Source organism: Calditerrivibrio sp. (assembly GCA_026415135.1).
Lineage (GTDB): Bacteria > Chrysiogenota > Deferribacteres > Deferribacterales > Calditerrivibrionaceae > Calditerrivibrio.
The window spans coordinates 19898-32852 of the sequence record JAOAHS010000033.1 but is presented as its reverse complement, the minus strand read 5'-3'; the positions used below and the strand labels follow the sequence as shown (position 1 = coordinate 32852).

At 36.6% G+C, this 12955-nt stretch carries 12 protein-coding genes; all 12 read left to right on the top strand.

Features of this window, described 5'->3' with window-relative positions; all coding sequences use genetic code 11:
- The first annotated feature begins 117 nt into the window (after window positions 1-117).
- Window positions 118-585, top strand: coding sequence for a division/cell wall cluster transcriptional repressor MraZ (locus N3C60_06330; GenBank protein ID MCX8084522.1), 468 nt, complete (start codon window positions 118-120; stop codon window positions 583-585).
- Between the two features lie 9 nt (window positions 586-594).
- Entirely contained in the window at window positions 595-1533 is a 939-nt protein-coding gene (gene rsmH, locus N3C60_06325; GenBank protein ID MCX8084521.1) for a 16S rRNA (cytosine(1402)-N(4))-methyltransferase RsmH, read from the top strand.
- Window positions 1530-1829 (top strand): hypothetical protein, encoded by a 300-nt coding sequence (locus tag N3C60_06320; protein ID MCX8084520.1) that lies wholly within the window; start codon window positions 1530-1532, stop codon window positions 1827-1829. Before rsmH ends, N3C60_06320 begins: the two co-directional genes overlap by 4 nt.
- A gap of 142 nt (window positions 1830-1971) precedes the next feature.
- Complete coding sequence (locus tag N3C60_06315; protein ID MCX8084519.1) at window positions 1972-3483, top strand: penicillin-binding protein 2; 1512 nt, start codon at window positions 1972-1974, stop codon at window positions 3481-3483.
- Complete coding sequence (locus tag N3C60_06310; protein ID MCX8084518.1) at window positions 3473-4927, top strand: UDP-N-acetylmuramoyl-L-alanyl-D-glutamate--2,6-diaminopimelate ligase; 1455 nt, start codon at window positions 3473-3475, stop codon at window positions 4925-4927. Before N3C60_06315 ends, N3C60_06310 begins: the two co-directional genes overlap by 11 nt.
- A complete protein-coding gene (locus N3C60_06305; protein ID MCX8084517.1) occupies window positions 4914-6242 on the top strand; it encodes a UDP-N-acetylmuramoyl-tripeptide--D-alanyl-D-alanine ligase in 1329 nt (442 codons plus the stop codon). The genes N3C60_06310 and N3C60_06305 overlap by 14 nt, the downstream gene beginning before the upstream one ends.
- Window positions 6232-7317, top strand: coding sequence for a phospho-N-acetylmuramoyl-pentapeptide-transferase (mraY, locus tag N3C60_06300; protein MCX8084516.1), 1086 nt, complete (start codon window positions 6232-6234; stop codon window positions 7315-7317). The genes N3C60_06305 and mraY overlap by 11 nt, the downstream gene beginning before the upstream one ends.
- A gap of 2 nt (window positions 7318-7319) precedes the next feature.
- Window positions 7320-8567, top strand: a complete 1248-nt coding sequence (gene murD, locus N3C60_06295) for a UDP-N-acetylmuramoyl-L-alanine--D-glutamate ligase (GenBank protein ID MCX8084515.1) — start codon at window positions 7320-7322, stop codon at window positions 8565-8567.
- Entirely contained in the window at window positions 8560-9645 is a 1086-nt protein-coding gene (gene ftsW / locus N3C60_06290) for a putative lipid II flippase FtsW (GenBank protein MCX8084514.1), read from the top strand. The genes murD and ftsW overlap by 8 nt, the downstream gene beginning before the upstream one ends.
- Window positions 9642-10685, top strand: a complete 1044-nt coding sequence (gene murG, locus N3C60_06285) for an undecaprenyldiphospho-muramoylpentapeptide beta-N-acetylglucosaminyltransferase (GenBank protein MCX8084513.1) — start codon at window positions 9642-9644, stop codon at window positions 10683-10685. Before ftsW ends, murG begins: the two co-directional genes overlap by 4 nt.
- Complete coding sequence (gene murC, locus N3C60_06280; protein ID MCX8084512.1) at window positions 10678-12063, top strand: UDP-N-acetylmuramate--L-alanine ligase; 1386 nt, start codon at window positions 10678-10680, stop codon at window positions 12061-12063. The genes murG and murC overlap by 8 nt, the downstream gene beginning before the upstream one ends.
- Window positions 12053-12949 (top strand): D-alanine--D-alanine ligase, encoded by an 897-nt coding sequence (locus N3C60_06275; GenBank protein ID MCX8084511.1) that lies wholly within the window; start codon window positions 12053-12055, stop codon window positions 12947-12949. Before murC ends, N3C60_06275 begins: the two co-directional genes overlap by 11 nt.
- The last annotated feature ends 6 nt before the right edge of the window (window positions 12950-12955 follow it).

The following is a 12955-nucleotide window of genomic DNA, read 5'->3' as shown; positions in this document are numbered from 1 at the left end:
ATCAAAATTGAATAAAAATGTTACTTATAATTTTTATTTTTGTTAATCATTTCTATTGACATATTATGGGTTTAGTGTGTATAATTTGGCATAAAATGTCATAAAATGGTATGAGGTATGGGAAGCCAATTTCTAAGCTTTAAAGGCAAAAGTTATCACAGTATCAACGATGCTGGTAGGGTTAGTATCCCTGCTAAATTCAGGGATATATTAAAAGCCAAGTACAACGATGAGTCCCTTATCCTCGTAACATTGGGAAGCCATATCGTGGCCTATCCATATCAAGAGTGGAATAGGTTAGAAGAGATCTGGGATAAAGAAAGGCCAAACGATCCAAAGGTTAATGAGTTCTTGAGGTATTTATACTCTACTGCTGAGGATTGTTCTGTTGATAAGCAGGGTAGGATCCTTATTCCACCGCATTTGAGAGAGAGTGTAGGTCTGAAAAATGAATGTGTAATTATAGGTCTTAGAAATAAAATTGAGATCTGGCCAAAAGAGAAATGGGAGGAAAAATACGAAAAAATCGTCGTGGAGGAACTTTTTACTGAGCTAAGTTCGAAGTTTCCAGAAATAAATTTGTAAGAGGAATAAATGACAAAAAAAGCAGCCATCTCACACATTCCTGTGATGCTAACTGAAACGTTGAGGTATCTTAATCCTGTGGATGGCGGTATTTATGTTGATTGTACTGGTGGCGGTGGTGGTCATTCTGCAGCTATTTTAGAGAAGATCCCTAATGGAAAGCTTATTATACTTGATAGGGATCCGGAGGCATGTGAAAGACTTCAAAATATGTTCAAAGATAGACACAATGTAGAGATAATTAACGAAAATTTTGCTAACTTGTATAATATCATGTCTTCCAAAGGGCTTGTAGTAAACGGTATATTGGCAGATTTTGGTGTGTCCATATTTCAGATTTCAAATACTGGAAGAGGTTTTTCTTTTAGGTTTGATGAGCCCCTTGACATGAGAATGGATCCACGGATAGAGGTTTCTGCCTATGATGTTGTAAATGGTTTCCCGCAGCAAACTTTAGAAAATATTATAAAAAAATATGGTGAGGATCCTTTTGCGAAAAAGATAGCATACGAAATTGTAAAGCATCGCAATTTAAAAAAGATAAAAACAACAAAAGAGCTTGCTGAAATTGTGGCTAAATCTATACCTATGAGGTTTCAGAAAAAAGGGATGAATCCTGCCACGAGAACATTTCAGGCCATAAGGATCTTTATAAATAAAGAATTGGAGGCCATAGAGTCTTTGTTAAAATCTCTGGAAAAGCTCATTGTGATTGGTGGTAGGGCTGTATTTATATCATTTCATTCATTGGAGGATCGTCTTGTGAAGGACTTTTTTACCCATTATTCCAAGAGCTGTATCTGTCCTCATGGTCAGCCTATTTGCACCTGTGGGAAAAAACAGACCTTTAGGATTTTGACCAAAAAGCCTGTTTTACCTTCGAAAGATGAGGTAATAAAAAATCCATATAGCAGAAGTGCAAAGCTCAGGGCTGGAGAAAGGGTATGATACATATTACTCTGCCACGGATTAAGCCTTTGAGTATAACAATAGACATTTTTTTTATTATCCATCTGTTGGTGATAGTTGTTTTGCTGTTCTTTATCGCTACCATAAAGATGGAGTGTGTGAAGATAGGTTATGAAATATATAATCTTTCCCAGGAGATAGAGGTTAAAAAGATCAAACTGCAGAATATAGTCGAAGAGAGGGATATGCTGGTTCAGCCTGAAAAGCTTTTCAAGCATGCAGCTTACTTAAATCTTTATCCACCTAAGCCAGAAAGGGTGTTTTATGTGGAGTGAAAAGAATAGACTGCGGGTTATTAATGTCTGTTTGCTCTTGTTTGTAATCGGCGTTATTTGGAAGCTAATACATATCCAGATAATAAAATATGAATTTTACTCAAATATTTCACAAAATCAATCTTCCAAAGAGTTTGCAATTATGCAGAATAGGGCAATTATTAAAGATCGAAATGGGGAGGTAATAGCTAAAAATAAAAAATATGCTTCCATGTATATATTTTCAAAGCAAGCGGATGATCCTAAAAAGATCATATCAGAGCTTAGAAAGGCTGGTATTGAATTGAGTAAGAAGACAGTAGACAAAATACTTGCTAAGTCTGGATTTGTATGGTTGTCAAGGGATGTAGATATCGCAATAGCAGAGAGTTTTGCTCAGAAATATAAATATGTGGGTTACATTGTGGATGAGGGTAGATATTACCCTTATCACAACCTTTTTTCCCAGATATTAGGTTTTGTGGGTGTTGATAATCAGGGTCTTTATGGGATAGAGAAGATATATGATGAGGAGCTAAAAGGTGAGGAGATATCCATCATCGCTATGAAGGATAGTACAGGTAAATTTATACTTTTTCATGATAAAGAAGGGATAACAGCTTCTGAAAGGGAATTTTATATAACAATAGATAAAAATATGCAAAAAACAGCAGAGTTAAACCTCATTAGTGGAGTAGAAGAATTTGGTGCTGATAAAGGGATAGCTATTGGTATGGATGTTAAAACTGGAGAGATACTTTTTGCTGTTACATATCCAGGTTTTGATGCTAATAGATATACTAAATACAATCAAGAACTTTGGAAAAACTATGCCACGTATTACCTGTTTGAGCCGGGGTCTATATTGAAACCTTTTACATTTATCTATCTCCTTGAAAATGGGATGTTGAATCTCGGTGAGGTGGTTGATTGCGAAAATGGGAAATTGACTATGTTTAATCATACAATAAAGGATGTTCACCCCTACAGTAAGTTGACTGCTGCAGATGTTTTGGTGAAATCTAGTAATATAGGTACCATCAAATTAAATTCCCGTATACCTCCAAAAGATTTCTACGAGTATCTTAAGAAGTTGGGTTTGGGGGATAGTACAAAGGTTATTGGTAGTGGTGAGGAGGAAGGACTTTTAAGAAGTTATAAAAAGTGGTCTGGGCTTTCCCAACCATCTATATCCATAGGTCAGGAACTGTTGGTAACACCTATCCAGATAGTTAGACTGTATGCCGCTATTGCTAATGGTGGTTATCTAGTAAAACCTAAGTTCATTAACAAGGATGAAAAAGAGAATCAGGCGGTGAAGGTCTTTAGTGAAAAAAGTCTAAACGACATTAAACCATTATTACGGGACGTTGTGGAGAGAGGGACAGCTACTACGGCAAAAAGTACTTATGTCCCGATAGCTGGTAAAACAGGGACAGCACAAAAGTTTGATAAAAAATTGGGGAAATACTCTAATACTGAGTATGTGGCAAGTTTTGCTGGTTTTTTCCCGTATGACGATCCGAAAATCTCAATGGTTGTGATATATGAGAACCCTAAAAAATCGATTTATGGTGGAGCTACTGCTGCTGTGACTTTTAAGAAAATTGCAGAGGAGATCGCAGTTATTATGGGATATAAAATCAAACATCTGAGGATTAAGCATGTTAGCTAAATATCTACTCAACGGTGTGGAATATTGTTCCATATCGGATACTAAACTTTTGGAATTAGAGGTAATGGATATCTCTTTTAATACCAACGATATAAAAGAACAATCTGTTTTTGTATTGATAAAAGGTAGTAGCTTTGATCCTTACAAAGTGGTGGATGATTTGTATAGGAGTGGTAAAGTATTATTTTTTATCTCTGAGATACCATTACAAGGGATACCGTGTGTGGTGGTGTCAAATTGTAGGTCTGCTTTTGGGATTATCTGTAGAAATCTTTTTGATATAGACTTTAGAAAAGTAAAGCTTTTCGGTGTGACAGGGACTAATGGTAAAACTACTACCAATTACCTAATAGACAATATTCTAAGAAAAGCAGGTTATAAAACAGTTCGAATTGGAACTACCGACTATTGTATTGTGGATGAAAAGTACGAAGCAGTTAATACAACACCTGGTATATATGATATTTTCTCCATGATTAGACAAGGGCTAACAAAGGGTGGTAATGCGGTTTGTATGGAGGTTTCCTCCCACGCATTGGATCAAGGTAGGGTATTTGGTTTGAATTTTGATGTGTCCGTTTTTACAAACTTAAGTGGGGATCATCTCGATTATCACAAGACTATGGAGGACTATTATCAGGCTAAAAGAAAGCTTTTTACAAAACAGTATTCAAAAAGTTGTTGTATTAACATTGATCATGAATATGGAAAGAGGCTTTATGAAGAGGTTGATATAGAGAAGCACTCTTATTCAACATTGAAAGCTGATGTTTATGCTAAAAATGTCAATTATTCTCTGGAAGGGACACGTTGTGTGGTAGTGTTAGGTGATAGAGCAATCGAGGTAGATTCTCCCCTTGTGGGTAGGCATAATCTGGAAAATATACTTGCTGCTGTGACGGCAACCTATGTTACCCAAATACCAATAGATGTGATTAAAGAAGGTATAAACCAATTTAAGAATGTTCCAGGCAGACTTGAAAAATTTTCAAAGGATGGGGTATATTTTTTTGTAGATTATGCCCATACTGATGATGCCCTTAGAAATGTGCTTACTGCCCTTAGACCTTTTAAGAAAAATAGGCTTATAACCGTTTTTGGGTGTGGTGGTGATAGGGATAGAACAAAAAGACCAAGAATGGCTAAGGTGGCTGAAGAATTTTCTGACCTGGTGGTTGTAACAAGTGATAACCCCCGAACAGAAGATCCGAAAGGGATCATCAGTGAAATATTAGCTGGATTTAATAGAAAAGGGGATGTCATTGTAGAAGAGGATAGAAGAAAAGCTATATCATTAGTATGTAAGCAGGCAAAAGAAGGGGATATAGTTTTGATTGCTGGTAAAGGGCATGAAAATTATCAAATCATAGGTAAAACTAAATACCACTTCGATGATAGAGAAGAGGTGGCAAAAAATTTAGGGGTGGAGTTTGAAGCGCATTAGTGTACGTGATGTATTCAAAAATTGTGTTTCTACTACTTTAGAGTTTGTAGAGTATGGTTCTGTGACCATCGATAGTCGTAAAGTGGAAAGGGGTGATATATTTGTTGCTTTAAAGGGGGAAAAAACTGACGGCCATCTGTATATTGATCAGGCGTTTGAGAAGGGTGCTATTTGCTGTTTGATCTCTGATGAAAGGTTTTATGATAGATCAAAAAAACTTATTTTAGTAAGAGATGGGTTTTTAGCACTAAAACAGTTGTCTGACTATAATCTGAGCTTGTATAAAGGTAAAAAGATTGTTATTACTGGCAGTGTGGGTAAGACCTCCACAAAAGCTCTTATAGCAAGAGTCCTTTCTAATAGGTTTAATGTTTATGAGGCTTACAAAAACTACAACAATGAGTTAGGTATTGCTATAGTGACTTCTAATATCGATCATAATAGTGAAATAGCTGTTTTTGAGATAGGTACCAATAATCCTGGTGAAATAGCTCTCCTTTCAAGTATTTTAAGGCCTGATGTTGCTGTGGTCACAAACGTAGGGCATTCTCATATAGGTCGTTTTGGGGACATTGCCCATCTAAGAAAAGAGAAATTATCTCTATTGGATTATCTGGTGGGGGATGGTATAGCATGGATACATGATGGTATTGAGGTGGAGGGTATTAAGCTACCTAAAAATACTAAAAAATTTGGTTTTAACAAGGGATCAGATATATATTTGGAAGAAATTACTACAGATGGTGATCTTAATTTTATTGTTAGCTATCGTGGTGTTAAGTACAGTTTTTGTATTCATCACCCATATAAACATTTTGCACTAAATGCCTTGCCAGCTATAGGTATTGCTTTAGATGAGGGGCTTCATTATGAGGAGATATACAGGGGGTTATTAGCTTTCACTCCTGTGGAGGGAAGGGGTTCGATTATCAAAGTTGGTAATAGTATTATAATCGATGATAGCTATAATGCTGGATTTGAGGCAATGGTGAGTGCAATAAAGAACCTTTGTTCTTTTGGTGAAAACAAATGGGCAATATTGGGGGAGATGGCTGAGATAGATGGTTTTGAGGATAAACTTTATGAGGAGTTGAAAAAGGTTGTAGGGGAGCAGAGTAGTATAAGGTTTTATCTTGTAGGTGAAAGGTATGAATCTTTTAAGGGGTTAGACAACGTAATGGTATTTAGGGACAAACAGATGTTGTTTGATGAAAAGCTTTATAAGGATGATGGTGTATTTTTAGTAAAGGCATCAAGGGGTAAAAGGTTTGAGGAGATAGTAGAATATATAAAGAAGGTGAAAAATGCTCTATAATCTTTTGTATCCTTTAAGTCAGTATATTTCAGTTTTCAATGTATTTAAATATATTACCTTTAGAACGGCGTACGCAATAATTACTGCATTACTAATAAGTCTTATTATTACACCTTATCTGATAAAACTGCTTAAAAGTCTCCAGCTCTCACAGAAGACAAAAGGTTATGAGCCTGAGAGACATAAGGAGAAAGAAGGCACTCCGACGATGGGTGGTCTGGGAATATTGTTGAGCACAGTTATCGCTACCTTACTGTGGTCAGATTTGACAAACTATTATGTCTGGATTGTTATATTTGTTATGGTAGGTACAGGGGCTATTGGATTTTTTGATGATTATATAAAAACAATAAGAAAGAACCCAGAGGGGCTTCATCCAAAGGTGAAGTTTTATGGGCAGCTGTTAGTGGGTACAATCGCTGTTTTGCTGGTGGATTATGTGGATGCTTCAGGTAATGCGGATAAGCTGGCATTTCCGTTTTTTAAAAATTTTGTGATTGATTTGGGCTATTTTTATATATTACTGGGTGTTTTTATTATAGTTGGGACTTCAAATGCAGTCAATCTTACGGATGGACTGGATGGTCTTGCTATTATGCCTACGGTAATAGCGTTTGGTACGTTCATTATCTTTGCATATGTTGCTGGACATGCCAAGATAGCAGCTTATCTACAGATTTTAAATGTAAAAGGTGCTGGTGAACTTTCGATCTTTTGTGGTGCTATGGTGGGTGCTGGTTTGGGGTTTTTATGGTTTAATGCATATCCTGCATCCCTGTTTATGGGCGATGTGGGGAGTCTCCCTTTGGGGGCTACACTGGGCACTGTGGCTGTAATTGTAAAACAGGAGATCGTTCTTGCAATAGTTGGTGGAGTTTTTGTTTTAGAAACAATATCGGTTATACTTCAGGTGGGCTTTTTTAAAATGACAAAAGGGAAAAGGCTTTTTAGGATGGCTCCTATTCATCATCATTTCGAATTAAAGGGCTGGAGTGAGCCAAAAATAATAGTGCGGTTTTGGATTGTATCCTTTGTTCTGGCATTGCTGGCTTTAAGTACCCTTAAATTGAGGTGATGATGAAGGTTGCTATACTTGGGTTTGGTAAAAGCGGAAGAACAGCTGAAAAACTTTTACTCAAAAAAGGTACTAAAGAGATAACTATCTATGATGACAATATCCCTGGTTATCAGAAACTATCAGAGTTTGATGATAAGTATGATATGATTGTGGTAAGTCCGGGTATTGATCCCTCAAAGTTAAGAGTAGATATGGATAAAGTAACCAGTGAATTGGAATTAGCTTATGAATTTATTAAAAATAAAACTCTTTTAGGGGTCACAGGAACAAATGGTAAATCTACTATTACTTTTTTAACTGCTAATATCCTTAAGAATGCTGGTTATAACGTTGAGTATTGTGGCAACATAGGTGTCACTTTAGGTGATATGTATTTGGAGAATGATCCTGAAATATATGTTGTTGAAGTGAGTTCTTTTCAACTGGATCTACTTAAAATATTTGAATTTTACTCTTCGTGTATATCGAATATTACCCCTGATCATTTGGATAGATACGGTAGTATGGAAAAATATATTCTTTCTAAAAAACGTATAGCAGATTTTACCAAAAAGGTTGTTTATTTAGAAGAGAATGAGGGTTGGAATAGGTATTTTTCAGATGTTAAATATATCTCTGTTGATCCAAAACTAAGAAAATGGCCTAAACTGCTGGATAATAGGTTAGAGTTTGGTGATTTTTATCTTGACATAAGAGGATATAGGCTGTTTGGTTTTCATAACCTTATAAATTTGGCATTTGCTATATTGATGGCTGATACTGTAGCTGCATTTAAGGGGGATATTACCCATCTCGTTGAAAATTTAACTGCATTGGAGCATAGATGTGAATATGTGGGCACTGTTAATGGGGTAAAATATATAAACGATTCTAAGGGTACAAATGTCGATTCAACTCTTACTGCGCTTAAAAGCTCTTCATACCCAACTACACTTTTACTGGGTGGTAAAGATAAAGATGGTGATTTTACTACACTTGTGGATGAAATAGACAATAAATGTTCCCTTGTTATATGTTTTGGTGGATCTGGGGGCAAGATATATAATGCTTTGAAGGGTAGAATCAAAAGTAGGATAGAGCTGGTTGAGAGGTTGAAAGATGCCGTGATACTTGCAAAGGAGTTGACGAAGGTTGGGACGGTATTGTTTTCACCAGCCTGTGCAAGTTTTGATGAGTTTAAAAACTTTGAGGAAAGGGGTAGGTATTTTAAAACCTTAGTAAAGGGGTTTGAAAAAAGCGATGATTAGTTTGAGAGATGAACGGATTCAGATTATATCTGTGGCATTTATGTTGATCATCGTTGGATTCCTCTATGTTTACTCAATCGGTGCCCTCCAGGCTAATAGAATAGGGAAGATGGAATACTATTTTCTATTCAAACAGCTTACTGCAGCGATATTGGGGCTAATTTTTATGTATATAGGCTACAGGATTTCACTGGAAACCTACAGGAAGTATATTCCGGTACTTTACTTTACCACACTTACACTATTAGTCATGGTATTCTTTTTTAAACCTGTAAATGGTGCCAATAGATGGATACCTCTACCGATATTCAGTTTTCAACCATCGGAGCTTGCTAAGATAGTGACCGTTTTCTATTTTGCTCATTATTTAGATAAAAAAGAGGATAAGATACAATACTTTGCAAGGGGGCTTTTCCCTGCAAGTGTTATGCTCGGTATAATGATCTCCTTCATCGTAGCCGAGCCAGATTTTGGAACATCGGTGTTAATCCTGTCTGTGAGCATTATTCTACTCTTTATAGGTGGGATGGATAAAAAGTACATATTTTATGTGGTGTTTATACTTATACCCATAGCTGTTACTGTTGTTTTGATGGCGGGGTATAGAAAAGCAAGGATCGTTAGTTTCCTTAACCCATGGGAGTATAAAAATACTTTGGGGTATCAGTTGATACAGTCACTTGTGGCAATCGGCAGTGGAGGAATAACAGGCAAAGGGCTGGGTAATAGCTCCCAAAAACTTTTTTTCTTGCCAGAAGCTCACACAGATTTTGTGTACGCGATTATCAGTGAGGAGTTTGGATTTATGGGTTCCCTTTTTGTTTTGTTTTTGATCATTTATCTTTTCATCACCATCTACAGAATTGGGATGAAACATTATGATAAATATAAAAGATTTTTGACACTTGGTTTCGGTTTTATGTTTATAATCCAGTCGCTGATGCATATAGGGGTAACTGTTGGGTTACTTCCTACTAAAGGTATTACTCTCCCTTTTGTAAGTTATGGAGGTAGCGCACTTATATGTCAGATGTTTATTCTTGGGGTACTTTTGAGAAGTGCTGAGGAGAGCAAATGAAGATTGTGATTGCTGGTGGCGGTACTGGTGGGCATTTGTATCCGGGGATTGCAATAGCTGAAAAATTAAAGGATATGGGTTTTGAGTTTATATTTTTAGTCTCCAATAGAGGCATAGAAAGAAGGATATTGACGGAGTTGGGTTTCAACTTTGTGGAACAACCTGAAACCCCATTAAAAGGTGTATCGGTAGGTAAGAAGATAAAAAGTGTTGGTAAGATTTTAGGCAATGTTATGGATGCATTAAATACTGTGTCAAAGGATGACAGGGTTATCTTGTTGGGAGGATTTGCATCTTTTAGTGCTGGTGTAGCATCGATAATAAAACGTGTTCCAGTATACATCCATGAACAAAACTCTGTGATGGGGTTGAGTAACAGAATATTTTCCCGGTTTGCTGAAAAGGTATTTGTCAGTTTTGATAAAACGTTAAAAGCTCCTGAGGGGAGTATCGTAGTTGGTAATCCTGTGAGAGCTGTTTTTAGGGATATACCTTTTAAAGTGAGACCTGATAAAAATCTTTTGTTGGTTGGTGGTAGTCAGGGGAGTAGATTTCTAAATAACCTGTTGGTGGATGTGGTTGATAAGCTTTTGGGTATGGGCTTTAGTATTATCCATCAGACTGGGGACAGATTGTATGAAGAAACCATTGAAAGATATAGGGAAAAAGGGATAGGTGTTAGTAATGTTACTGTGAAGAAATATATTGATGATATGGTGGAGGCTATTAAATGGGCAGATCTTGTTATTTCCAGGGCTGGAGCTGGCTTGGTGTTTGAGATTCTTTATTCGAGGAGATTTGGGGTTTTTATCCCTTTTTCAGAGGCCACAGATAACCATCAGTATTACAATGCAAAGTTTATCGAGGAAAAAGGGGTAGGGGTGGTATTGGAAGAAAAGAAGGCAACAGGCGCTAAACTACTTGAGATAATAAAGCATTACTATGATAGTTTTGAGCTTTATAGAGATAGGTTTGAAAAAGTGTTTTATAGGGATACTGCGGAGATAATTATAAAAGAGATGGAGTTAGAACATGTTTAGAAAATACAAGAAGATCCATTTTGTAGGTATCGGTGGTATCGGCATGAGTGGTATTGCGGAGATTTTGCACAATCTTGAGTACAAGATTACCGGTTCAGATATATCTGAAAATGCCAATGTACAAAGGTTGAAGAGTTTGGGTATTGAGATCTTTATTGGGCATAAAAAAGAAAATGTAAACGGTGCAGACCTGGTTGTGTATTCCTCAGCTGTTTCCCAGGATAATCCAGAGCTCATATATGCCCATGAGAACTATATCCCTGTTATTCAAAGGGGTGAAATGCTTGCAGAGCTTATGAGGATGAAATATTCTGTTGTGGTTGCAGGAAGTCATGGTAAGACTACCACTTCATCCATGATAGCTGAAATCTTTAATACAGCTGGTCTAAATCCCACAGTGGTGATAGGTGGGAGATTAAACAGAAATGAAAACAATGCCGTTGTTGGTAAAAGCGATTATATGGTGTCTGAGGCGGATGAAAGTGATAGATCGTTTTTAATGCTTTTTCCCACTATTAGTGTAATAACAAATATCGACAAGGAGCATATGGAGAGTTATGCTGATTTTGATGATGTGAAAAGATGCTTTGCAGATTTTGCCAACAAAGTTCCTTTTTATGGTGCAAATATTATCTGTTTGGATGACCCTAATGTGGCAGATATCATCCCTATGATTAATAAAAAGTTTGTTACATATGGTTTTAGTGCAAGGGCAGATATCCGTGGGACCGACATAAAAAAAGAGGGTTTTGGGAGTAGTTTTAATGTTATTGTAAAAGGTTCGAATATGGGTAGAGTAGAGATATCAGTGCCTGGAGAACATAATGTATTAAATGCGTTGGGAGCGATTGGTGCATCGTTAGAATTTGAAATACCTTTTGAAGATATAAAAAAGAGTCTAAAAGAGTTTAGCGGTGTTCAGAGAAGGTTAACGGTAAGGTTTGATAACAAAAAGATTAAGGTTATAGATGATTACGGTCATCATCCTACTGAGATTGTGGCTACATTGAGAGCAATAAGGGATGCTTTTGACGATCACAGGTTGATAGTTATCTTTCAACCCCATAGGTATACAAGAACAAAGTTTTTAATGAATGAGTTTTCCAAGGCATTTTTTGATGCGGATGAACTCTTTGTAACGGATATATACGCTGCAAGCGAAAAGCCCATTGAAGGTGTGACTTCGGAAAATCTTGTTATGGAGATAAGAAAACGTGGGTTTAAACAGGTGCATCATATAAAGGCCCCCTCAGATTTTTTCAATTTTATAGATGAAAGAATAATGGATAAAACCATATTCTTGACGTTGGGAGCTGGTAACATTACAAATCTATCCAAAGAGATTACTACATATCTGGAGAACAAAGATGTACAGTGATAAAATAGCTGTGCTTTATGGTGGCGTATCCAGTGAAAGAGAGGTTTCTCTGAAGACAGGTAGAGGGATCTATAGTGCTTTATTAAAGCGAGGATATGATAACACCATTTTGATAGATGTGGGGTGGGATATCGCTGAGATACTTATTAGGGAAAAACCTGATTTCTGTTTTATAGCATTACATGGGAAATATGGTGAAGATGGGACGATTCAGGGGCTCCTTGAGATGATGAGGATCCCTTATAACGGTTCTGGTGTGGCTGCAAGTGTTGTAGCATTTGACAAAGTATTGAGCAAAAAGATCTTTAAAGAAGCGGGTATTCCAACAGCTGACTATTTTGTTTATAATGGAGAGAGCTCTTCTCCCTTTTATCCATGTGTGGTAAAACCTTCACGGGAAGGCTCTACCATAGGAATTACCATTGTGAAGGATGATAGTGAGTTTGTTTCTGCAATTGATGAAGCTAAAAGATATGATAACAAGATTATAGTGGAAAAGTTTGTACAAGGTAAAGAACTTACTATATCTATCATAGATGATCTGATACTACCAATTATCTGGATAAGACCGCTTAAGGGTTTTTATGATTATACATCCAAATACACTAAGGGGCTTACTGAATATCTTTTTGATACAGGATTGGATTGTAAAGAGGAGCAGTTGGTAAAAGATGTAGCTAAAAGGGCTTATGATATTTTAGAATGTAGGTCAGCTGCAAGGGTGGATGTTATCTATGATGGCAAAACACCGTATGTTTTAGAGGTAAATACCCTACCCGGAATGACGGAAACAAGCTTGTTACCAAATGCAGCGGCGAAATTTGGTCTTAGCTATGAGGATGTGGTTGAGATGATATATATTAGGGATAAATGTAGATATGGGTAGTTATCT

What these genes read in the sequence shown, in the direction of transcription:
- murG (MCX8084513.1), top strand. Translation starts at nt 9,642, where the DNA reads ATGAAGATTGTGATTGCTGGTGGCGGTACTGGTGGGCATTTGTATCCG.
- mraY (MCX8084516.1), top strand. Translation starts at nt 6,232, where the DNA reads ATGCTCTATAATCTTTTGTATCCTTTAAGTCAGTATATTTCAGTTTTC.
- N3C60_06275 (MCX8084511.1), top strand. Translation starts at nt 12,053, where the DNA reads ATGTACAGTGATAAAATAGCTGTGCTTTATGGTGGCGTATCCAGTGAA.
- rsmH (MCX8084521.1), top strand. Translation starts at nt 595, where the DNA reads ATGACAAAAAAAGCAGCCATCTCACACATTCCTGTGATGCTAACTGAA.
- murC (MCX8084512.1), top strand. Translation starts at nt 10,678, where the DNA reads ATGTTTAGAAAATACAAGAAGATCCATTTTGTAGGTATCGGTGGTATC.
- N3C60_06315 (MCX8084519.1), top strand. Translation starts at nt 1,972, where the DNA reads ATGCAGAATAGGGCAATTATTAAAGATCGAAATGGGGAGGTAATAGCT.
- N3C60_06310 (MCX8084518.1), top strand. Translation starts at nt 3,473, where the DNA reads ATGTTAGCTAAATATCTACTCAACGGTGTGGAATATTGTTCCATATCG.
- N3C60_06320 (MCX8084520.1), top strand. Translation starts at nt 1,530, where the DNA reads ATGATACATATTACTCTGCCACGGATTAAGCCTTTGAGTATAACAATA.
- murD (MCX8084515.1), top strand. Translation starts at nt 7,320, where the DNA reads ATGAAGGTTGCTATACTTGGGTTTGGTAAAAGCGGAAGAACAGCTGAA.
- ftsW (MCX8084514.1), top strand. Translation starts at nt 8,560, where the DNA reads ATGATTAGTTTGAGAGATGAACGGATTCAGATTATATCTGTGGCATTT.
- N3C60_06330 (MCX8084522.1), top strand. Translation starts at nt 118, where the DNA reads ATGGGAAGCCAATTTCTAAGCTTTAAAGGCAAAAGTTATCACAGTATC.